At 54.3% G+C, this 21470-nt stretch carries 16 protein-coding genes; 11 read left to right on the forward strand and 5 right to left on the reverse strand.

Annotation, left to right across the window (positions count from 1 at the left end; genetic code table 11):
* Window positions 1–36: 36 nt before the first annotated feature.
* From VGM55_RS01200 to kdsB, 3 genes are read left to right on the forward strand one after another with little or no spacing between them, the layout of a single operon-like run.
* Window positions 37–1269 carry a winged helix-turn-helix domain-containing protein gene (locus tag VGM55_RS01200; RefSeq protein WP_154184991.1) on the forward strand — a complete coding sequence of 411 codons (1233 nt, stop codon included), beginning with the start codon at window positions 37–39 and terminating at the stop codon, window positions 1267–1269.
* A gap of 48 nt (window positions 1270–1317) precedes the next feature.
* The gene (gene ycaR, locus VGM55_RS01205) at window positions 1318–1500 is read left to right on the forward strand and encodes a protein YcaR (RefSeq protein WP_039291513.1); all 183 of its coding nucleotides are present in this window, start codon (window positions 1318–1320) and stop codon (window positions 1498–1500) included.
* On the forward strand, window positions 1497–2243 hold the full coding sequence (kdsB, locus tag VGM55_RS01210; RefSeq protein ID WP_331634332.1) for a 3-deoxy-manno-octulosonate cytidylyltransferase: 747 nt from the start codon (window positions 1497–1499) through the stop codon (window positions 2241–2243). The genes ycaR and kdsB overlap by 4 nt, the downstream gene beginning before the upstream one ends.
* Window positions 2244–2291: 48 nt before the next feature.
* On the opposite strand, the gene torA is transcribed toward kdsB, so the two are convergent.
* Both torA and VGM55_RS01220 read right to left on the reverse strand, forming a co-directional pair.
* Window positions 2292–4784 (reverse strand): trimethylamine-N-oxide reductase TorA, encoded by a 2493-nt coding sequence (torA, locus tag VGM55_RS01215; RefSeq protein ID WP_331634333.1) that lies wholly within the window; start codon window positions 4782–4784, stop codon window positions 2292–2294.
* A gap of 11 nt (window positions 4785–4795) precedes the next feature.
* Complete coding sequence (locus VGM55_RS01220) at window positions 4796–5953, reverse strand: NapC/NirT family cytochrome c (RefSeq protein ID WP_331634334.1); 1158 nt, start codon at window positions 5951–5953, stop codon at window positions 4796–4798.
* A gap of 254 nt (window positions 5954–6207) precedes the next feature.
* Here VGM55_RS01220 and VGM55_RS01225 point away from each other — a divergent pair, with 254 nt between their 5' ends.
* A complete protein-coding gene (locus tag VGM55_RS01225; protein ID WP_154184987.1) occupies window positions 6208–7101 on the forward strand; it encodes a YcbJ family phosphotransferase in 894 nt (297 codons plus the stop codon).
* Here VGM55_RS01225 and elyC read toward each other — a convergent pair.
* Window positions 7081–7857 carry an envelope biogenesis factor ElyC gene (gene elyC / locus VGM55_RS01230; protein ID WP_154184986.1) on the reverse strand — a complete coding sequence of 259 codons (777 nt, stop codon included), beginning with the start codon at window positions 7855–7857 and terminating at the stop codon, window positions 7081–7083. The genes VGM55_RS01225 and elyC overlap by 21 nt on opposite strands.
* Window positions 7858–7989: 132 nt before the next feature.
* On the opposite strand from elyC, the gene cmoM reads away from it, so the two are divergent.
* The 7 genes from cmoM to VGM55_RS01265 all read left to right on the forward strand — a co-directional run bounded on the left by cmoM (window position 7990) and on the right by VGM55_RS01265 (window position 18683).
* Complete coding sequence (gene cmoM / locus VGM55_RS01235; protein ID WP_154184985.1) at window positions 7990–8766, forward strand: tRNA uridine 5-oxyacetic acid(34) methyltransferase CmoM; 777 nt, start codon at window positions 7990–7992, stop codon at window positions 8764–8766.
* Between the two features lie 3 nt (window positions 8767–8769).
* Window positions 8770–10092 (forward strand): chromosome partition protein MukF, encoded by a 1323-nt coding sequence (gene mukF, locus VGM55_RS01240; RefSeq protein ID WP_154184984.1) that lies wholly within the window; start codon window positions 8770–8772, stop codon window positions 10090–10092.
* Window positions 10073–10789 (forward strand): chromosome partition protein MukE, encoded by a 717-nt coding sequence (mukE, locus tag VGM55_RS01245; protein WP_154184983.1) that lies wholly within the window; start codon window positions 10073–10075, stop codon window positions 10787–10789. Before mukF ends, mukE begins: the two co-directional genes overlap by 20 nt.
* Window positions 10786–15243 (forward strand): chromosome partition protein MukB, encoded by a 4458-nt coding sequence (mukB, locus tag VGM55_RS01250; RefSeq protein WP_331634335.1) that lies wholly within the window; start codon window positions 10786–10788, stop codon window positions 15241–15243. The genes mukE and mukB overlap by 4 nt, the downstream gene beginning before the upstream one ends.
* 182 nt (window positions 15244–15425) lie before the next feature.
* Complete coding sequence (ldtD, locus tag VGM55_RS01255; RefSeq protein WP_154184981.1) at window positions 15426–17264, forward strand: L,D-transpeptidase; 1839 nt, start codon at window positions 15426–15428, stop codon at window positions 17262–17264.
* 183 nt (window positions 17265–17447) lie between these two features.
* Entirely contained in the window at window positions 17448–17996 is a 549-nt protein-coding gene (locus tag VGM55_RS01260) for a YcbK family protein (RefSeq protein WP_331634336.1), read from the forward strand.
* Between the two features lie 39 nt (window positions 17997–18035).
* Window positions 18036–18683, forward strand: coding sequence for an MBL fold metallo-hydrolase (locus VGM55_RS01265; protein ID WP_154184980.1), 648 nt, complete (start codon window positions 18036–18038; stop codon window positions 18681–18683).
* 67 nt (window positions 18684–18750) lie between these two features.
* Here VGM55_RS01265 and VGM55_RS01270 read toward each other — a convergent pair whose 3' ends face one another.
* Window positions 18751–19941 carry an amino acid aminotransferase gene (locus VGM55_RS01270; RefSeq protein WP_154184979.1) on the reverse strand — a complete coding sequence of 397 codons (1191 nt, stop codon included), beginning with the start codon at window positions 19939–19941 and terminating at the stop codon, window positions 18751–18753.
* A 185-nt stretch (window positions 19942–20126) separates the two neighbouring features.
* On the reverse strand, window positions 20127–21248 hold the full coding sequence (locus tag VGM55_RS01275) for a porin (protein WP_154184978.1): 1122 nt from the start codon (window positions 21246–21248) through the stop codon (window positions 20127–20129).
* Window positions 21249–21470 lie beyond the last annotated feature (222 nt).

Consider the following 21470-nt stretch of genomic DNA (forward strand, 5'->3'; position numbering starts at 1 on the left):
GGCACCGGTTATTTGTTCGTTAATTACAGGTGTGCCATGACCGTTGTGCAACTTTCGCTACGCGCTGCCCGGAATCTGCACCTTGCAGCCCAGGGGCTGCTACAAAAACCTCGCCGCCGTGCGCGTCCCTCGGACGTTGCCGACGCTATCTCCCGCATGTCGCTGCTCCAGATTGACACCATCAATATCGTTGCCCGCAGCCCGTATCTGGTGTTGTTCAGCCGCCTTGGGCAGTTTGAGCCTGGCTGGCTGGACGGTGCGTTGGCTAGCGGTGAGCTAATTGAATACTGGGCCCATGAAGCCTGTTTCCTGCCGAAGAAAGACTTCTCTCTTATTCGCCACCGAATGCTGAGCCCTGAAAACATGGGATGGAAATACCGCCCGGAGTGGATGAATGCGCATGCGGAAGATATCAGACAGTTGCTCGCTTATATCGAAGAGAACGGCCCGGTACGCTCCGCCGACTTTGAGCATCCGCGTAAAGGCGCAAGTGGCTGGTGGGAATGGAAGCCACAGAAAAAACACCTCGAAGGGTTGTTTACCGCCGGGAAGGTTATGGTTACCGAGCGGCGAAACTTCCAGCGCGTTTACGATTTAACCCATCGGGTTATGCCGCACTGGGATGATACGCTGCACCTTATTGAGCAGTTTGAGGCTGAGCGGCAGATGCTGGAAAACAGCGCCCGCAGCCTGGGGATCTTTCGCCCTGAATGGCTGGCGGATTACTACCGGCTGAAAAACCTGGCATTAAAACCCCTGATTGAAGCCTGGCTGTTATCGGGCAATGTTGTTCGCGTCAAGGTTGATAAACTGGGAGAGATGCTGGTGCATCATTCGCTACTGCCGCTGCTTGAAAAGGCGCAGCAAAATCAGCTTAGGGCTACCCACAGCGCGGTACTCTCGCCGTTTGATCCGGTCGTTTGGGATCGTCGCAGAGCCGAGGTTTTGTTTAACTTTTCCTACCGCCTCGAATGCTACACGCCGGCGGAAAAGCGCCGCTACGGCTATTTTGTTTTACCGCTGCTGCATAAAGGTGCATTGGTTGGCAGAATGGACGCAAAAATGCACCGCAAGCAGGGAGAGCTTGAGGTGATAAGCCTCTACCTGGAGGAGGGCCTTAAGGTGACGGGTTCGTTGCTGGAAGGCTTGCACAATGCACTCACGGAGTTTGCTCTTTGGCAATCGGCTACGCATATTTCCTTTGGCACATTGCCGGAAGAACTGAGAGAAACCTGGGGAACAGGCTGGGAAATGGCCCCGGCGAGCTAGTCATTTATGCTATTCTGGTGCCGTTGATGGCACTCATCTGGAGTAATTATGGAAAGTCGTTTACTTGAAATCATTGCCTGCCCGGTCTGTAACGGCAAGCTCTACTATAACCAGGAAAAGCAAGAGCTTATCTGTAAGCCTGACGGCCTGGCCTTCCCGTTGCGCGACGGTATTCCGGTTCTGCTGGAAAGTGAAGCCCGTACGCTGACTTCAGACGAGACCAACCCATGAGTTTTGTCGCCATTATTCCCGCACGTTATGCGTCGACGCGTTTGCCGGGTAAACCTTTAAAAGAAATCAACGGTAAAGCAATGGTCCTGCATGTGCTGGATCGTGCCCGTGAGTCAGGCGCTGAACGTATTATTGTCGCAACCGATCACCCTGATGTTGCTCACGTCGTCGAAGCGGCAGGTGGAGAGGTTTGCATGACCAGCCCCGATCACCAGTCCGGCACCGAACGCCTGGCAGAAGTTATTGAGAAATGCGGTTTCAGCGATGACACGGTTATTGTGAACGTGCAGGGCGATGAGCCGATGATCCCGCCGATTATTATCCAGCAGGTTGCCAGTAACGTCGCTAACAGCAAAGCCGGCATGGCGACTCTGGCGGTGCCCATCGAATCGGCGGAAGAAGCCTTTAACCCAAACGCGGTTAAAGTGGTGATGGATGCGCAGGGCTATGCGCTGTATTTCTCACGCGCCACTATTCCGTGGGATCGTGAACGTTTCGCCGCATCCCGCGAACAAATTGGCGATACCTTTCTGCGTCACATCGGCATTTATGGCTACCGCGCCGGTTTTATCCGCCGCTATGTCAGCTGGGAGCCAAGCCAGCTCGAGCAAATCGAAATGCTCGAGCAGCTGCGTGTGCTGTGGAACGGGGAAAAAATTCACGTAGCCGTCGCAAAAGCGATCCCGAGCATTGGCGTGGATACGCCGGAAGATTTGGAGCGTGTTCGCCTGGCGATGCGTTAACCCCTTTTATGGGAAACAATGGCTGCCCCGCAAGAGGCAGCCATTTTTTTAGGCACCTACCGGTACCGCATGAGCGGTATTTACTAAGGCAGGGCCATGATATTTCTCAATATCCAGCTGTGCCATTTGGCCACAGTTACCCTGCGCCAGACTGGAGGAACCAATATCGAAGGTCAGGCAGTTTACATTCCCATTCTTACAGATCGATCCCGGAACGGCAGGGTCGGCAGGGTCGAACCATGCCCCTTCGCTGATACGAACCACACCCGGACGCACCCTCTCTGTTACCACTGCACCCACCATAATTTGCCCGCGATCGTTAAAGGCACGAACCAGGTCGCCGTCGGTGATTTTTCTGGCGTTAGCATCTTCAGGATGGATCCAGATAGCCTCTCGATCCGCGACGGCGTATTTCTCCCGCAGCGGAGTATTATCCAGCTGGGAGTGCAGTCGGTTAATCGGATGGGCCGTATTGAGCGACAAGGGGTATTTATCCGCCAGCGGGCTTTGATACCACTCCTGAGGAGGAAGCCAGCCAGGGAGTCCGCGACAGTCGGCGTAATCCATTTTTGCGACGGCATCTGAATAGATTTCAATCTTACCGGATGGCGTGCCCAGCGGATTAAGCAGAGGGTTCTCGCGGAAATCTGCGAAACGAATCCATTGTTTATTTTCTTTCGGGATCGGGAAACGGATGTAGTTGTTTGATGCCCAGAACATATCGAATGGCGGTAGGGCAACGCGAGCGTTACGAGCCTGCTCTTTCATATTGTCATACATCCCCTTAAGCCACTGCATCTCATCCTTGCCTTCGCTATACCCTTCCAGTACACCGAGTTTTTCTGCCAGGCCGGCGAAAATATCATAGTCGTTACGTGCTTCGTGCTGCGGCGGGACGCACTGATGCATCGGGAAAACATACAGCTGCGAATAATCCCCACCCATTTCGAGATCGTTTCGTTCGTAGCTGGTTGTGGCCGGTAGCACGATATCGGCGTATTTGGCAGTGGCGGTCCAGTAGGGCTCGTTCACCACGATGGTTTCCGGACGCTGCCAGGCCTTGATCAGGTTATTCGTATCCTGGTGCTGGTGGAAGGTATTGCCGCCGGCCACGTAGACCATCTTCACATCCGGGTAGGTGACTTTGCTGCCGTTAAAATTAATGGTTTTGCCGGGGTTTGCCAGACAGTCAGCGATACGCGCCACCGGGATAGATGCCGGGCCGTTCTTTGGTGCACTCCCGGCAGAAATCCCGGCCAAAATACCGCCGCGAGCGGTGGGGCTCCCGCCGGATGAATAATGATAACTGAACCCAAATCCGCCGCCGGGCAGGCCAATCTGGCCCAGCATGGCGGCCAGAGTGACCAGCAGCCAGTGAGGCTGTTCGCCATGGTGCTGGCGCTGGATACCCCAGCCGCCCATGATCAGGGTTCTGTGTTTTGCCATGTCGCGAGCCAGAGTGCGTATTGCCTCTGCCTCTATTCCGCATATAGCCGCAGCCCAGCTTGCATCTTTCACCACACCGTCTTCGTTACCCTTCAGGTAGTCGGCGAACTTATCGAAGCCGACGGTATAGGTTTTTAAAAAATCGGGATCGTGTAACTTTTCTGCCAAAAGAGTATGGGCCAGCCCGATAATCATTGCGCTATCGGTATAGGGGCGAGGGGCGATCCACTGGGCATTCAGCTCGCGTGTTGAATCACTGTTCACCGGGTCGACGCTGATAATACGGGTGCCTTTTTGCTTTAGCGCTGCAAAACCTGACTGACCTTCATGATCGGGGATGTTCCAGCTGTTTTTTAGCGTAACCGAAGGGTTACATCCCCAAAGTATGACAAGCTCGGTATTCTCGATAACGTTAGGCCAGGTGGTTTGCTGTTCGTAGACCTCCATCGAGCCCACGACGTGGGACATAATGACCTGTGCTGCACCCGTTGAGTAATCTCCGGCGTAGTTGACAAATCCACCGCTCAAATTCAGCAGGCGATGGAGCAGGGTACGGCTATTATGCAAAATACCAACACTCTTCCAGCCGTAAGACCCTCCGTAAATAGATTGTGGACCGTGTTCCTTTTGCAGCCGGGCAATTTGCTCGCTGACGAGCGTTAAGGCTTTATCCCAGCTTACCTGCACCCATTCATCTTGCCCGCGCAGCTCGGGCTTGCCGTTTAGCGGTCCGCCTTCAAGCCAGCCTTTGCGCACCATTGGGTATTTAATACGGTTTGGCGCATGGACCTGGTGCGGCACCATGTTAATCAATTCGTTGGGGAAAGGATCGTCCTGTACCGGTTTCACGCTGACCATACGTCCCTCTTGTACGATAGCTTCGAAAGCCCCCCAGTGAGCGCCGGTAAGGATGCCCTGCTGCGCCTGGCGTAGTGCAGTGAACTGCGGTAAGGCTTCGCTGATAGCTTGTGCCAGCGCGGTTCTGGGCCAAATTGCGGAAAGGAGCGGTAAGCTTGCCAGCGCGACGGCGCCGGTTAGAAAGCGGCGGCGGCTTATCGGCCCTGAAGCATTGGTCATCGTTTCTTTATCTTTCATGGTATGACTCCTTACTGAGCTGCCGCTGCATCTGACGGCATATCACTGGCATGCTGCTGTACGTACTGGGTCAGGACCCGTAATTGTTCCTGCGTCAGTGAAGTACGCGGTGCCATTCCTTTTACTACGCCAATCCACTGGTTCGCGTTAAAGCGATCCAGCGCGGTCAGGCCATGGCAACCCGTGCAATTGGCTGACATCATCTCTGCGGCGTAATGCCAGATAGGTTCTGGTTTATCGATAAGCTGTTGCCTGGGGAGCCAGACGCGTAGCACAACTTTGCTCCAGACAAGACCTGTTCCGGGATCCGTTTTGCTGCTCAAGGTTTTGATCTTGCTTTGTGCTTCTTCGCCCAGCAGTACGCTCAGGATGCGTTTCCCTGCTGCAGCGTAGAAAACCTCGCTCACGCCATCCTGCTGCCATCCGCTGACCTCGGCTTCGACCATTTCACCTTCCCGGCTGACGACGCTGAGTTTTGTCGAGGGCATCAGATTACCGGCATTATGCTGTTTGCTGTCCATGCTCAACCAGAAGGGCTGGGTGGCAGTAGAGTAGAGCGTGGTGGCGTTTCCGGGGGTATTTGCGGCGGCGTTGGCAAGTTCACTTGCGCCGCTTGCGGCCAGCTCGCTCATGTCAGGCAGGATATGTGCCACGCCTTTGTGGCAATCGATGCAGGTTTCCCCATTTTTAATTGCCACAGGGTGCTGCTGACGAGCCTCTGTGCGTTGGGCCAGAACGTCCATTGCTTCAAAACTGTGACACGAGCGGCAGGTCGCTGAATCACTCTTTTTCAGCGTCTCCCAGACGCTTTGTGCCATGGCCAGCTTGTGGGATTCGTATTTCTCTGGCGTATCGATTTTGCCGGTCGCTTCCCCCCACACATCTTTTAACGCCATGACTTTGGTTTTCAGGTAGTCAAGCGGTTGGTGAGGGACATGGCAGTCGGCGCATTCAGCGCGGATGCCTTTGGCGTTCTGGAAATGGATGCTGCCCTGATATTCAGCCAGCGGCTGCTGCATTGCGTGGCAAGAGATGCAGAATTCTGTGTCACTGGTTTTATGCATCACCGTTGCCGTGCCTGCCAGCAAAAACGCACCCAGCAGGGCCCCTGCAAGCAATATCCACAACCCGCGCCAGCGGCGCGTATTCTTGTTTTTTTCTTTGTTCATAAATCATCCCATGATTAAGGCGTCGGAGTAGGAACGGCGCTTCCGCATTGACGCTAAACTAAACTGGATCTCCTTCAGGAGGGGTAACTATAAGGTGGTATGAGCTAATGGCCTATAATATGTGTGTGTTTTTGTGATTGTTTATTGATTTGGTGAGGGGATTTCTTTTTCTGAAACCCAATTGATCTGGAGTGGTGACAACTTCGCCTGGTGCGCTCATTATTAAATCAACAGTATTACCAGGGGAAATCGGTATGGAATTGCTGCGTAAGGAGCTAAGCCACCTGCTGGGTGAGAAACTGAGCCGCATTGAGTGCATTAGCGAGCATGTGGAAACTGCGCTTTGGTCATTGTACGACAGCGGTGGCAATGCCATGCCGCTGCTGGCAAAAAGCTATACCTCACCGGGGCTGGCCACTCAGCTGGCGTGGAAAATGTCGATGCTGGCGCGTTCCGGCACCGTAAGAATGCCGGTGGTCTACGGCGTGCTCACGCACGAAGAGCGTCCTGGCCCGGATGTCTTGCTGATGGAGCGCCTGCGCGGTGTTCCCGGCGAAGCGCCAACCCGCACACCCGACCGCTGGGAGCAGCTAAAAGACCAAATTGTTGAAGGATTGCTGGCCTGGCATCGCGTTGATAGCAGCGGCTGTGTGGGCAACGTCGACAGCACTCAGGAAAACATCTGGCCACACTGGTATCGCCAACGGGTAGAGGTACTCTGGAGCACGCTTAATCAGTACCAGAACACAGGGTTAACGATGCAGGACAAGCGCATTCTGTTCCGGACTCGTGAATGTCTGCCCCGTATGTTCGAAGATTTCAGCGATAACTGCGTGCTGATCCACGGTAATTTATCCCTCCGCAGCATGCTTAAGGATTCCCGTAGCGATCAGCTACTGGCGATGGTAAACCCCGGCGTGATGTTATGGGCGCCACGAGAGTACGAGCTGTTCCGCCTTGCCGAGCCAGGCCAGGCCGAAAGTCTGTTGTGGCACTATCTGCAGCGGGCGCCGGTAGCCGAGTCTTTCCTCTGGCGGCGCTGGCTGTACGTATTGTGGGATGAGGTGGCTCAGCTGTTGCAAACCGGCCGCCTGAACCGACCGGTCTTTGATAATGCCTCGAAGTCGCTACTTCCCTGGCTCTCCTGAGGCGCCTTTTAGCCATTGCCAGATACGCCCCAGCGTTTCATAGCCCGCGCGCTCGCTGTGCATCAGCCATACCGGGTCGGGGATAGCCTTCTCCCACGGATTTAGCGGAGAGGTTATCGCCAGCTGGTTAGCCGGTGCAGGGAGAGGCCGTAGCCCGGCTCGTGTGAAGAAGATCATCGCCCGTGGCAGGTGAGACGCGGACGTGACCAGGATAAACGGCTGCTGACCTATCAGCTTTGCCACGGCGTGCGCTTCCTCTTCGGTGTCTTTTGGTGAATCCAGGGTGATAATGTCACTTCTGGAAATCCCCAGACTTTCCGCAACCCGAGCTCCTGCCTCTGCCGTGCTGACGGAATTTGTCATCGCCCTGGCTCCGGTAAAGATAAGTTTTGCCCCCGGATTTAGCTGTTTCAGACGAATCGCTTCGGTGAGTCGCGGTAAACTGTTGTTAATCAGGTTGGAGCTGGGCGCCCAGCCGGGGTTCCAGGTATAGCTGCCGCCCAGGACAACGATATAGCTCGCATTGTCGCTCTGTTGGCGAGTGGCATAGGTATCTTCTATAGGCTTTAACATCCAGTCTGCGATGGGCTGCAAACTGATCAGGAAGAGTAACAGCCAGCTTGCGGTGAGCAACCCTTTAGCCGTTTTCTGCCAGCGGGTAAACCACAGCAGTGCCAGGGCCACGCCCATGGTTAATAGCAGGAAAGGCAGAGGCAGCAGCAGCCCGCCGATGATTTTTTTCAGTATGAAAAGCATTAATTTCGGATCCTTTTTAACCATCCAGCAGGGAAACGCCTGTGATATTACACCAGATGGGTTCATTCTCGCCCCGGCTGTGCCAAAATAGCGGTTTTGTCAGATGACCTCTTTTGTCACGGAGCTGTACCCATGGTTGACCGCAATTTTGACGATATTGCCGAGAAGTTTTCGCACAATATCTACGGCACGACGAAAGGCCAATTGCGGCAGGCAATTCTCTGGCAGGATCTTGATGCTTTTCTTGCTACCCAACCCGCAACATTAAGGGTACTGGATGCCGGTGGTGGTGAAGGGCAAACGGCGACACGATTTGCTGAGCGAGGCCACGACGTTGTGCTTTGCGATGTTTCAGCAGAGATGATTGCACGTGCTAAAACGCTCGCACAGGAGAAAGGTGTGAGCGATAACATGCATTTTGTACAATCTGCCGCTCAGGATATGGCTCAGCATTTGGAAAGCCCGGTTGATCTGATATTGTTTCATGCGGTACTGGAATGGGTAACCGATCCTCATACCGTACTGAAAGCGCTGTGGGATTGTTTGCGTCCCGGCGGCACGTTGTCGCTAATGTTCTACAATGCAAACGGCCTGCTAATGCGAAACATGTTTGTCGGGAACTTCGAATATGTGCTGCAGGGCATGAAAAAAAATAAGCGCAAAACCCTTTCGCCCGACAATCCGCTGCAGCCAGAACAGGTTTACCACTGGCTGGAGCAAATTGGCTGGCAAATTACCGGTAAAACCGGCGTGCGGGTGTTCCATGATTACCTGCGAGATAAACACAAACAACGAGATGGTTTTGACGATTTGCTGACGCTGGAGACGCGTTATTGCAGGCAGGAGCCGTTTATCAGTCTCGGCCGCTATATTCACGTAACCGCGTTTAAGCCGCAGAGCCAAGGATAAATTATGAGTGATTTTTCCCAGACAGTGCCTGAACTGGTTGCCTGGGCCAGGAAAAATGATTTTTCGATCTCGCTGCCCACCGAGCGCCTGACGTTTTTGCTGGCGGTCGCCACCTTAAACGGTGAGCGCCTTGATGGTGAGCTGAGCGAAGGAGAGCTAATTGATGCGTTTCGCCATGTGAGCGACGGTTTTGAACAAACCAGCGAAACCATCAACGTGCGCGCTAATAACGCGATCAACGATATGGTGCGCCAGCGTCTGCTTAACCGCTTTGTGAGCGAGCTTACAGAAGGTAATGCTATTTACCGCCTGACGCCGTTGGGCATCGGGATCACCGATTACTATATTCGCCAGCGTGAGTTTTCCACGTTGCGCCTGTCCATGCAGCTTTCTATCGTTGCCGGCGAGCTTAAGCGCGCCGCCGATGCCGCCGATGAAGATGGCGATGAGTTCCACTGGCACCGTAATGTCTATGCACCGCTGAAATACTCCGTCGCGGAGATCTTTGACAGCATCGACCTTACCCAACGCATCATGGACGAGCAGCAGCAACAGGTTAAGGACGACATTGCCCAACTGTTGAACAAAGACTGGCGGGCGGCAATCTCAAGCTGTGAGCTGCTGCTGTCAGAAACGTCAGGTACGCTACGCGAGCTGCAGGATACGCTGGAGGCGGCGGGTGATAAGCTGCAGGCAAATCTGCTGCGCGTCCAGGACTCGACCATGGGGCGCGATGATCTCCACTTTGTCGATCGCCTGGTCTTTGACCTGCAAAGCAAGTTGGACCGTATTATTAGCTGGGGCCAGCAGGCGATTGACCTGTGGATTGGCTATGACCGCCACGTGCATAAGTTTATCCGTACCGCTATTGATATGGATAAAAATCGCGTCTTTGCTCAGCGTCTGCGCCAGTCCGTACAGCGCTATTTCGATGCGCCGTGGGCGTTGACCCATGCCAGCGCCGATCGTCTGCTGGATATGCGTGATGAAGAAATGGCGCTGCGTGATGAAGAGGTGACCGGCGAGCTGCCAAGCGAGCTGGAGTTTGAAGAATTTAACGAAATCCGTGAACAGCTGGCAGCGCTGATTGAAGCGGCGCTGCAGGTCTATAGGACTAAACAGGTTCCACTTGATCTTGGGATCGTCGTGCGGGATTACCTGGTGCAGTACCCGCGTGCGCGCCATTTTGATGTGGCGCGTATTGTTGTAGACCAGGCGGTACGCCTTGGCGTAGCGGAAGCGGATTTCACAGGGTTGCCTGCGAAGTGGCAAACCATTAACGATTACGGAGCCAAGGTACAGGCGCATGTCATCAACAAATATTGAACAAGTGATGCCGGTTAAACTGGCACAGGCGCTGGCCAACCCTCTCTTTCCAGCGCTCGACAGTCAGCTGCGCGCCGGGCGACACATTGGCCTTGAAGAGCTGGATAATCATGCCTTTTTGATGGACTTCCAGGCGTATCTGGAAGAGTTCTACGCACGCTACAACGTTGAGCTGATTCGCGCGCCGGAAGGTTTTTTCTATCTGCGTCCTCGCTCCACTACGCTTATCCCGAGGTCGGTGCTCTCTGAGCTGGATATGATGGTCGGCAAGATCCTTTGCTATCTCTATCTCAGCCCGGAACGTCTGGCAAATGAAGGTATTTTTACCCAGCAGGAGCTTTACGACGAACTGCTGACGCTGGCGGATGAGAACAAACTGCTGAAGCTGGTTAACAACCGCTCCACGGGGTCGGATCTCGACCGCCAGAAGCTGCAGGAGAAAGTTCGTGCTTCTCTTACTCGTTTGCGTCGCCTCGGCATGATCTGGTTTATGGGTCATGACAGCAGTAAATTCCGCATCACCGAATCGGTCTTCCGTTTTGGGGCTGATGTTCGTAGCGGCGACGATCCGCGTGAAGCCCAGTTGCGCATGATTCGCGACGGCGAAGCCATGGCGGTAGAAAGCCGCCTGCAGCTCAATGATGAGAGCGATGAGCCACAACCAGGACTTGATAACGCGGAGGATGAACAGGAATGATTGAACGCGGAAAATTTCGCTCGCTGACGCTGGTTAACTGGAATGGTTTCTTTGCCCGTACCTTCGACCTTGATGAGCTGGTTACTACGCTTTCCGGCGGTAACGGGGCGGGTAAATCCACCACCATGGCGGCCTTCGTAACTGCGCTTATCCCGGACTTGACCCTGCTTCACTTCCGTAACACCACGGAAGCCGGTGCCACCTCAGGCTCTCGTGATAAAGGCCTTCACGGCAAGCTGAAGGCTGGCGTCTGCTATTCAACGCTTGATGTGATCAACTCGCGGCATCAGCGCGTGGTGGTTGGTGTGCGCCTCCAGCAGGTTGCCGGGCGCGACCGTAAAGTCGATATCAAGCCTTTTGCCATTCAGGGCTTGCCGACCGCTATCCAGCCAACGCAACTGCTGACTGAAACGCTGAATGAACGTCAGGCTCGCGTCCTCAGCTTGCAGGAGCTGAAGGACAAAGTTGAAGCCATTGAAGGCGTGCAGTTTAAGCAATTTAACTCCATCACCGATTATCACTCGCTGATGTTCGATCTGGGTATTGTTGCCCGCCGTCTGCGCAGTGCGGCCGACCGTAGTAAATATTATCGCCTGATTGAAGCCTCGCTTTACGGGGGGATTTCCAGCGCGATTACTCGCTCTCTGCGAGACTACCTGCTGCCGGAAAACGGCGGCGTGCGCAAGGCCTTCCAGGATATGGAAGCGGCGCTGCGTGAAAACCGCATGACGCTGGAAGCTATTCGCGTCACGCAGTCCGATCGCGATCTGTTTAAACATTTGATCTCCGAAGCCACTAACTATGTGGCGGCGGACTATATGCGTCATGCCAACGAGCGTCGCATCCATCTCGATAAAGCGCTGGAGTTCCGCCGTGAACTGCTGACCAGCCGCCAGCAACTGGCCACCGAGCAGTATAAGCATGTCGATATGGCACGTGAGCTTGGCGAGCATAGCGGGGCGGAAGGCGACCTCGAGACTGATTATCAGGCAGCGAGCGACCACCTGAATCTGGTGCAAACGGCTATTCGTCAGCAGGAAAAGATAGAGCGCTACGAGGCCGATCTCGACGAGCTGCAAATCCGCCTTGAAGAGCAAAACGAAATTGTCGCCGAAGCGCACGAACAGCAGGAAGAGAACGAAGCCCGCGCTGAAGCCGCCGAGCTGGAAGTGGATGAGCTGAAAAGCCAGCTTGCTGATTACCAGCAGGCGCTGGACGTACAGCAGACCCGCGCCATTCAGTATCAGCAGGCGCTGCAGGCGCTTGAGCGCGCTCGTAAGCTTTGCCATCTTCCAGATTTGACTGCGGACAGCGCCGATGAGTGGCTGGACACGTTCAAAGCGAAAGAGATGGAAGCGACCGACAAACTGCTCTCGCTTGAACAGAAGATGAGCGTCGCTCAGGCGGCCCACAGCCAGTTCGAACAGGCTTATCAGCTCGTTACGGCCATCGGCGGAAGCGTTAGCCGCAGCGATGCCTGGGAAACCGCCCGCGAGTTGATTCGCGACAGCAATAACCAGCGCCATCTCGCTGAGCAGGTACAGCCGCTGCGTATGCGTCTGAACGAACTTGAGCAACGTCTGCGTGAACAGCAGGAAGCCGAACGCCTGCTGGCCGACTTCTGCAAACGGCAGGGTAAGCAGTTCGATCCAGAAGAGCTGGAGGCGCTGCACGAGGAGCTGGAAGAGCGCATTGGCGCGCTACAGCAAACCGTTGCTGACGCCAGCGAACAGCGTATGGCCTTGCGCCAGGAGCTTGAACAGCTACAGGCGACGATTAAAACGCTGAACCTGCGTGCCCCAAGATGGATTGCAGCACAAACCAGCCTGACCCAGCTTTGCGAGCAAAGCAACGAGCAGTTTGAAACCAGTCAGCAAGTGACTGAATACATGCAGCAGCTGCTGGAGCGCGAGCGCGAGTCTACCGTTGAGCGTGATGAAGTCGGGGCGCGCAAGCGTGCCGTTGACGAAGAAATTGAGCGCCTTAGCCAGCCGGGCGGAGCAGAAGATCCGCGCTTGAACGCCCTGGCGGAACGCTTTGGTGGCGTGCTGCTGTCCGAAATTTACGACGATATCGGTCTTGAAGATGCCCCATACTTCTCGGCGCTTTATGGTCCGTCGCGCCATGCGATCGTCGTGCCGGACCTGTCTCTGGTGCGTGAGCAACTGGAAAATCTCGAAGATTGCCCGGAAGATCTTTACCTGATTGAAGGCGACCCATCTTCGTTCGATGACAGCGTGTTCACCGTTGAGGACATGGGCGCGGCGGTGTTGGTGAAAACTGCCGAACGCCAGTGGCGTTATTCTCGCCTGCCGGAGCTGCCGCTATTTGGTCGTGCCGCGCGTGAAAACCGCCTTGAAGCACTGCACAACGAGCGTGAGTCACTTGCAGAACGCTTTGCGACACTCTCTTTCGATGTGCAGAAAAACCAGCGCCTGCATCAGTCATTTAGTCGTTTTATTGGCCAGCACCTTGGCGTGGCATTTGAAGACGATCCGGAAGCAGAAATTCGCCAGCTCAATAGCCGTCGCGGCGAAATCGAGCGGGCAATCAGCAACCACGAGAATGACAACCAGCAGCAGCGCCAACAGTTTGATCTGGCAAAAGAGGGCGTGGCACAGCTTAACCGCCTGCTGCCGCGCATTAGCCTGCTGAATGACGAAACGTTGGCTGACCGCTGCGACGAAATTCAGGAACGCCTGGATGAAGCCGAAGAGTCTGCTCGCTTTATTCAGCAGCACGGCAACCAATTGATTAAGCTTGAGGGTATTGCCGGCGTTCTGCAAAGCGACCCTGAACAGTTTGAACAGCTGAAAGATGATTATGCCCACGCGCAGCAGATGCAACGCGATGCACGTCAGCGCGCCTTTGCACTGACTGAGGTTGTCCAGCGCCGTGCTCACTTCAGCTACAGCGACTCTGCTGCCATGCTCGACGGCAACAGCGATCTGAATGAGAAGCTGCGCCAGCGTCTGGAGCAGGCCGAAGTGGAACGTACCCGCTCCCGTGAAGCCTTGCGCCAGCATGCTCAGCAACTGGGGCAGTACAGCCAGTTAATGGCGTCATTAAAAAGCTCCTTTGATACCAAAAAAGAGCTGCTGACCGACCTGCATAAAGAGCTGCAGGATATCGGCGTGCGTGCCGACGCCGGCGCAGAGGAAAGGGCGCGTGCGCGTCGTGATGAGCTGCATACCGCGCTTAGCAACAACCGTTCACGCCGTAATCAGCTTGAGAAGCAGCTGACTTATTGCGAAGCGGAGATGAATAACCTCACTCGTAAACTGAAGCAGCTTGAGCGTAACTACTTTGAGATGCGCGAGCAGGTTGTGACGGCGAAAGCTGGCTGGTGCGCCGTGATGCGTATGGTGAAAGACAACGGCGTTGAGCGCCGCCTGCACCGTCGCGAACTGGCCTATCTCTCCGGCGACGATCTGCGCTCCATGTCGGATAAAGCGTTGGGTGCGCTGCGCCTGGCCGTTGCCGACAACGAACATCTGCGCGATGTGCTGCGCATGTCGGAAGATCCGAAGCGCCCTGAACGTAAGATCCAGTTCTTTGTCGCGGTTTACCAGCATCTGCGCGAACGTATTCGCCAGGATATCATCCGTACCGATGACCCGGTAGAAGCTATCGAACAGATGGAAATCGAGCTGAGTCGCCTGACGGAAGAGCTGACCTCGCGCGAGCAGAAGCTGGCTATCAGCTCTCGCAGTGTGGCGAACATCATTCGTAAAACCATTCAGCGTGAGCAGAACCGTATCCGTATGCTTAACCAGGGCCTGCAAAGCGTCTCCTTCGGCCAGGTGAAGAGCGTTCGTCTTAACGTCAACGTGCGTGAAGCTCACGCCACGCTGCTGAATGTGCTTTCCGAGCAGCATGAGCAGCATCAGGATCTGTTTAACAGCAGCCGCCTGACCTTCTCCGAAGCGTTGGCGAAGCTTTATCAGCGCCTGAACCCGCAGATCGACATGGGCCAGCGCACGCCGCAGACCATCGGTGAAGAGCTGCTGGATTACCGTAACTATCTGGAAATGGAAGTTGAGGTAAACCGTGGTTCAGACGGTTGGCTACGTGCGGAAAGTGGGGCGCTGTCTACCGGGGAAGCTATCGGTACCGGGATGTCTATCCTGGTGATGGTTGTTCAGAGCTGGGAAGACGAGTCCCAGCGCCTGCGTGGGAAAGACATCTCCCCTTGCCGTCTGTTGTTCCTTGATGAAGCGGCGCGTCTGGATGCCAAGTCCATCGCTACGCTGTTCGAACTGTGTGAGCGACTGGAAATGCAATTAATTATTGCTGCGCCAGAAAACATCAGCCCTGAAAAAGGCACTACCTACAAGCTGGTGCGTAAGGTGTTCCAGAACAGCGAGCATGTTCACGTTGTCGGCCTGCGTGGCTTTGCAGCACCGGCGTTGCCTGAACCCGAGCCTGAATCCGGCACGGCCGACGCGTCGTAAAAGTAACAGCCAGGTTTGTCAATTAACTAAGCGGGCTACGGCCCGCTTTTTTTTGTGTCGAACAGCCTTAATCTTTAATTTTCTTTACATTTTGTCAGGCAAATGGTTTTTACTGTTTATATACTAGTGGTGAATACTTCCCGCCTTTGAAGGTGAGCATAGTGATAAACAGGGGGCAAGGGATGTTGCTAGGAAAAGTAAAAAGTTTTCGATTGTCGGCGGTGAGTTACTGTCTGGCACTCAGTTTCGCTCCGCTGTTTACGGTACAGGCCGACGAGCCTGCCGTCGTTCCGTCTGATAGCTCGGCTTTTCAGACCGATAGGCCAACGGAGCTGAATCAACCCTTAGCGCAGTCTACGGCGACGGCCACGATGGCCGGCACGCTGCCAACCAACACCTCTACCATGTCTGCTGCGCAAAGCCGTTCGCAGCTTATTGCCGGGCTGCCTGCGGGCTACACGCCGGTTTACCTGAATGCACTGTCGGCCTTTTACGCCGCCAGAGACATGAAGCCGATGTGGGAAAACCGCGATGCGGTTAAAGCCTTTCAGCAGCAGCTGGCGGAAGTGGCTATAGCCGGTATCCAGCCGCAGTTTAACCAGTGGATTGAGTTATTGACTGACCCTGCCGTTAGCGGTATGGCGCGTGATGTCGTGCTTTCTGATGCCATGATGGGCTATCTGCAATTTGTCTCCGGGATCCCGATTGACGGTAATCGCTGGCTCTACGGCAGCACGCCCTACAAACTAAACACGCCGCCGCTGTCGGTTATTAACCAGTGGCAGGTCGCCGTCGACCAGGGCTCGCTGGTCAACTTTATTGCGAGTCTGGCGCCACAGCACCCTCAATATGCCCAACTGCATCAGTCTCTCATTCACCTGCTGTCCGATACACGCCCGTGGCCTCAAATGACAGGCAAAGAAACGCTTAGGCCGGGGCAGTGGAGTAATGATGCGGGGGCACTGAGGGAAATACTGGCGCGAACCGGTATGCTGCAGGATAAGTCATCGGGCACGACGACTACCGTTGCTGATGTTACGGTAAGCCCGTCGGCAATTAGCGTTGAAGATATGCCTGCACCTGCAGGTAAAAAGCAGAAGGCCGCTGCTCGCGGCGTCTATGGTCGTGACCTTGTTGACGGTGTAAAACGTTTCCAGCAATGGCAAGGGCTGGGGGCGGACGGGACTATCGGCCAGCTGACGCGTGACTGGCTAAACGTCACGCCTCAGCAACGCGCGGCGCTGGTGGCGCTGAACATCCAGCGTTTACGCCTGCTGCCGGATAAACTTGATACCGGCATTATGGTGAACATTCCTAACTACTCGCTGGTTTACTACCTTAACGGCAATGAGGCGTTGGCGTCACGCGTTATCGTTGGGCGCCCTGACCGTAAAACCCCGATGATGAGCAGCGCGCTGAATAATGTCGTGGTTAACCCGCCGTGGAACGTGCCCCCGACCCTTGCACGAAAAGATATATTGCCTAAGGTTCGCCAGAATCCAGGCTACCTGGAACAGCATGGCTATAGCGTAATTCGCGGCTGGAGCAATAACGCCGAGACGATAGACCCGTGGCGCGTTGACTGGTCGACGATTACCGAGAACAACCTGCCGTTCCGCTTCCAGCAGAAGCCAGGCACGCAAAATTCGCTTGGTCGCTACAAGTTCAATATGCCGAGCTCCGACGCTATCTATCTGCACGACACGCCAAACCATACCCTGTTCCAGAAGGATTCCAGGGCGCTGAGTTCGGGCTGCGTGCGCGTGAATAAAGCCTCTGAACTGGCGAACATGCTGCTGCAGGATGCCGGATGGAATGATTCCCGTATCTCCAGCACGTTGCAGGAGGGGAATACCAAATACGTGAATATCCGCCAAAACATTCCCGTTAATCTCTACTATCTGACGGCGTTTGTCGGAAAAGAGGGGCGTACCGAGTTTCGTACAGATATTTACAATTATGATCTCACCGCGCGATCTGGCGCACAAAACCTCGTTAAAGCCGGGTTATTAATCCGCTAAACGCAACATTTCTAATGAATTAGTGGTCGTATAAATTGTAAAACGCAGCAGGGCCCTCTACAGGGCCCGCCGTTGCTGGGTTTTATCGTGCCTTGACTACCCGGATTCGGGCAGTTATGGTGCGTGGCAGTGCGCAAAAGTGCATATTAAACGATCATTTTATTACCTGTAGACCTGGATATCATGGACAAATTTGACGCTAATCGCCGCAAGCTACTGGCTTTGGGGGGCGTGGCTTTCGGTGCCGCTCTCATGCCTTTGCCGTCGTTTGCCACCCTCTCGACACCACGCCCGCGTATTTTGACTCTCAATAACCTGCATACTGGAGAGTCACTGAAAGCTGAGTTTTTTGATGGCAGAGGCTATATTCAGGATGAATTAGCAAAACTTAATCACTTCTTCCGGGACTACCGGGCGAATAAGATTAAATCCATCGATCCTTCGCTGTTCGACCAACTCTATCGCCTGCAAGGGCTTTTGGGGACTAATAAACCGGTCCAGCTGATTTCCGGCTACCGCTCCATCGACACCAATAATGAACTTCGCGCTCACAGCCGCGGCGTGGCGAAAAAAAGCTACCACACCAAAGGCCAGGCGATGGATTTCCATATTGAAGGCGTTTCGTTAAGCAATATTCGCAAAGCAGCATTATCTATGCGCGCATGTGGTGTAGGATACTACCCCAGCAGCGACTTTGTGCATATTGACACCGGGCCGGTAAGGCACTGGTAAAACAACGGAATCCGGCTTTGTTGTCGGTAATGGAGCAGCATGAACTATCACATTATTCCGGTCACGGCTTTTGCCCAGAACTGTTCTCTTATTTGGTGCGAGGAAACGCAGCAGGCGGCGCTGGTGGATCCTGGCGGCGATGCCGCGCGCATTAAGCAAGAAGTGGCGCAGAAAAACGTGCAGATTAGCCAAATCCTGTTGACGCATGGTCATCTCGATCACGTCGGCGCGGCGGCTGAGCTGGCGGCACATTACGGCGTGCCCGTTGTGGGGCCGGAAAAAGAAGATGAGTTCTGGCTGCAGGGACTGCCACAGCAAAGCCGGATGTTTGGCCTCGACGAGTGTGAGCCTTTGACGCCGGACCGCTGGTTAAACGAAGGGGAAGGTGTTTCCGTAGGGAATGTAACTTTACAGGTGTTGCATTGTCCGGGGCATACGCCTGGCCATATTGTCTTCTTCGATGCGGCCTCTCGTTTGCTGGTTTCTGGTGATGTCATCTTTAAAGGCGGGGTGGGGCGCAGCGATTTCCCTCGTGGCGATCATGCGGCGTTGATTGATTCGATCAAGCGTAAGCTACTGCCGCTGGGAGATGATGTGACCTTTATTCCTGGCCACGGCCCGATGTCTACCTTAGGCTACGAACGCCTGCATAATCCATTCTTGCAGGATGAGCTGCCGGTCTGGTAAAGCCGTTTTCCAGTAAAATAAAAAGAGCCGCTTACGCGGCTCTTTTACTTTTTGCTGCCTGTAAATTTTACAGCACGGCAACGATGGCTTCGCACAGCGGCGCCATGTTATCCGGGGTCATTCCCGCAACGTTAACGCGGCCGGAGGCGACGGCGTAAACACCAAACTCTTCGCGCAGGCGCAGCACCTGATCTTTGGTCAGGCCGCTGAACGAGAACATCCCGTTCTGGTTAATGATGAAGCTGAAGTCGCGGTTGGCACCTTTCTCCTGCAGGGTATTCACAAACAGCTGACGCATGCGGTGAATACGCTGGCGCATATCGGTCAGCTCTTGTTCCCACATGGTACGCAGCGCGTCATTGCTCAGAATGGTCGCAACAACGGAGGCACCGTGTGCCGGTGGGTTGGAATAGTTGGCGCGAATAACCGATTTCACCTGGCTGAATGAACGATCGGCGGTGTCGGCATCGGTGGCAACCAGCGTGAAAGCACCTACGCGTTCATTGTACAAACCGAAGTTCTTGGAGTAGGAGCTGGCCACCAGCAGTTCTTTATGGCCGGCCGCGAAAATACGCAGGCCTTCGGCATCCTCTTCCAGCCCGCGGGCAAAGCCCTGATAGGCGAAGTCAAACAGCGGCAGCCAGCCTTTGGCCAGCGACATCTCTGCCAGCGTTTTCCACTGTTCGGCAGTAGGATCGATGCCGGTTGGGTTATGGCAGCAGCCGTGGAACAGCACTACGTCACCGGCTTCGGCCGCCTGCAGGCTGGCCACCAGACCATCAAAGTCCAGACTGTGATTTTCCGCATCGTAGTAGGCGTACTCTTTCACTTCCAGTCCGGCGGCGTTAAACACGCTTTTGTGGTTAGGCCAGCTTGGGTTGCTTACCCAGACGCGTTTCGCTGATGTATTTTTTGCCAGGAAGTCAGCGGCCACGCGCAGCGCACCGGTACCGCCTGGTGTTTGTGCCGTACGGGCACGTTTATCGGCGATAAGCGCATTGTCTTTACCGAACAGTAGCTCTTGCGTGCAACGGCCAAATTCAGGAATACCATCAATACCCAGATAGTTTTTGGTGGTCTCATTTTCCAGCAGATAAAGCTCTGCTTTCTTCACGCTGGTCAGGACAGGGGTTTTACCGGTCTCGTCCTTATAGACCCCGATGCCGAGGTTGATTTTGGTTGGACGGTCGTCGGCGCGAAACAGGTCGGCCAGACCAAGAATAGGATCGGCAGGGGCAGCGGTAATGTTCTCAAACATGACGGGTTCCATTAGTGATATCGGGGGAAATCGCTTTCAGGTTAACTGCTGTTTTACGAATTGCCAACCGTTTGCGATAAAAAGAGACGGTTAGCGATAACATCGGGTTTATTCTACTTTTTTGCCATAAAAAAACAGGGCCGAAGCCCTGTTTTTAAACATTTCAGACAAACAAATTGCTGAAATTAGAACTGATAGGTCACGCCAACTGCTGCCTGGTCGTCAGAACCAACCCAGCCGCCGCCAGTTTTAGCTGCTTCGCTGTCGCTCAGCAGGTTGAAGCGGTAGTCAGCATAAACGTTAAAGTTTTTGTTGAAGTAGTATGTCGCACCCGCTTCGATGTATTTAGCCAGATCGGCACTGCCGCCATCTACGCTAGCCAGTTTTTTGCCTTTGGACTGAACGTATGCCAGGGATGGACGCAGACCGAAGTCGAACTGGTACTGAGCGATAACTTCAAAGTTCTGAGTCTTCTTCGCTACGCTGAAGTAGTTCGGGTCGTCAGCCTTTTCTGGGCTGTTATAGACGTTGTTGCTCAGCTGGCTCATGTTGCGAGTCTCAGCATAAACCGCGGCCAGATAGATGTTGTTCGCGTCGTATTTGGTACCCAGTGCCCAGGCTTCAGCTTTGTTGCCGTTGTTGTCTTCTTTCTGCTTGGTGGTGCGGTTGGAGTTGCTGTAAGCACCAATTGCAGAGAAGCCTGCGCCGAAGTCATAGCCCAGAGAGTAGCCTACGCCGTCGCCGTTAGACTGGGATGGGTTAGCACGATCGTTTTTGCCCTGGTACTGAATACCAAAGTTCAGACCGTCAACCAGACCGAAGAAACCGCTGTTGCGGTAGGTCAGCAGGCCGTTAGAACGGCTGGTCATGTAGTTGTCTACATAGCCACCGCCCCAGGTTTCGCCAGACCAGGATGGCGCCATGTCGGTGTAGGATTCAACATCGTAAACGATACCGTAGTTACGGCCGTAGTCGATGGAACCACCATCAGTAATTTTCAGACCCGCGAATGCCAGACGGGTAGAGTTAGTCTGGTTACCTTCGCCGCCGTTTGCACGAGCACGATATTCCCACTGGCCATAGCCGGTCAGATCGTTATTGATCTGGGTTTCGCCTTTAAAGCCGATCTGGCCGTAGTTGACGTCGGTATTGCCTTTGTCACCGGTGGTGGTGAAGTCACGCTCACCAACAACTTTACCGTACAGATCCAGTTTGTTGCCGTTTTTGTTGTAGATTTCTGCAGCGTTAGCTGCACCGGCTACCAGCAGAGCAGGGATTACCACTGCCAGAATATTGCGCTTCATCATTATTTATTACCCTCATTGTGGTTTTTATGGACACCTGCCACTGCCGTCAATAATTCTTTACGGAACTATTGATGATAGTTTGGTGTCTTTCTGTATCTGTCAGGCATCTTTCCATCCATGAAACCGTTTCGCTAGCCTGAAAGTGCTACAAATGTCTAAACTGAGTTTCAAAAAGAAAATATGTGTAACTAAATATTAATTTTCGGGAACTTTGTGAACCAT

Origin of the sequence: Cedecea sp., assembly GCF_036500665.1 — a bacterium.
Classification (GTDB): Bacteria; Pseudomonadota; Gammaproteobacteria; order Enterobacterales; family Enterobacteriaceae; genus Cedecea.

Excerpts from the sequence above, each read along its gene's own strand:
- mukF (WP_154184984.1), top strand. The coding sequence starts at position 8,770 with ATGAGTGATTTTTCCCAGACAGTGCCTGAACTGGTTGCCTGGGCCAGG.
- VGM55_RS01270 (WP_154184979.1), bottom strand. The coding sequence starts at position 19,941 with ATGTTTGAGAACATTACCGCTGCCCCTGCCGATCCTATTCTTGGTCTG.
- VGM55_RS01220 (WP_331634334.1), bottom strand. The coding sequence starts at position 5,953 with ATGAACAAAGAAAAAAACAAGAATACGCGCCGCTGGCGCGGGTTGTGG.
- torA (WP_331634333.1), bottom strand. The coding sequence starts at position 4,784 with ATGAAAGATAAAGAAACGATGACCAATGCTTCAGGGCCGATAAGCCGC.
- elyC (WP_154184986.1), bottom strand. The coding sequence starts at position 7,857 with ATGCTTTTCATACTGAAAAAAATCATCGGCGGGCTGCTGCTGCCTCTG.
- ldtD (WP_154184981.1), top strand. The coding sequence starts at position 15,426 with ATGTTGCTAGGAAAAGTAAAAAGTTTTCGATTGTCGGCGGTGAGTTAC.
- mukB (WP_331634335.1), top strand. The coding sequence starts at position 10,786 with ATGATTGAACGCGGAAAATTTCGCTCGCTGACGCTGGTTAACTGGAAT.
- VGM55_RS01265 (WP_154184980.1), top strand. The coding sequence starts at position 18,036 with ATGAACTATCACATTATTCCGGTCACGGCTTTTGCCCAGAACTGTTCT.
- mukE (WP_154184983.1), top strand. The coding sequence starts at position 10,073 with ATGTCATCAACAAATATTGAACAAGTGATGCCGGTTAAACTGGCACAG.
- VGM55_RS01200 (WP_154184991.1), top strand. The coding sequence starts at position 37 with ATGACCGTTGTGCAACTTTCGCTACGCGCTGCCCGGAATCTGCACCTT.
- cmoM (WP_154184985.1), top strand. The coding sequence starts at position 7,990 with ATGGTTGACCGCAATTTTGACGATATTGCCGAGAAGTTTTCGCACAAT.
- ycaR (WP_039291513.1), top strand. The coding sequence starts at position 1,318 with ATGGAAAGTCGTTTACTTGAAATCATTGCCTGCCCGGTCTGTAACGGC.
- VGM55_RS01275 (WP_154184978.1), bottom strand. The coding sequence starts at position 21,248 with ATGATGAAGCGCAATATTCTGGCAGTGGTAATCCCTGCTCTGCTGGTA.
- VGM55_RS01260 (WP_331634336.1), top strand. The coding sequence starts at position 17,448 with ATGGACAAATTTGACGCTAATCGCCGCAAGCTACTGGCTTTGGGGGGC.
- VGM55_RS01225 (WP_154184987.1), top strand. The coding sequence starts at position 6,208 with ATGGAATTGCTGCGTAAGGAGCTAAGCCACCTGCTGGGTGAGAAACTG.
- kdsB (WP_331634332.1), top strand. The coding sequence starts at position 1,497 with ATGAGTTTTGTCGCCATTATTCCCGCACGTTATGCGTCGACGCGTTTG.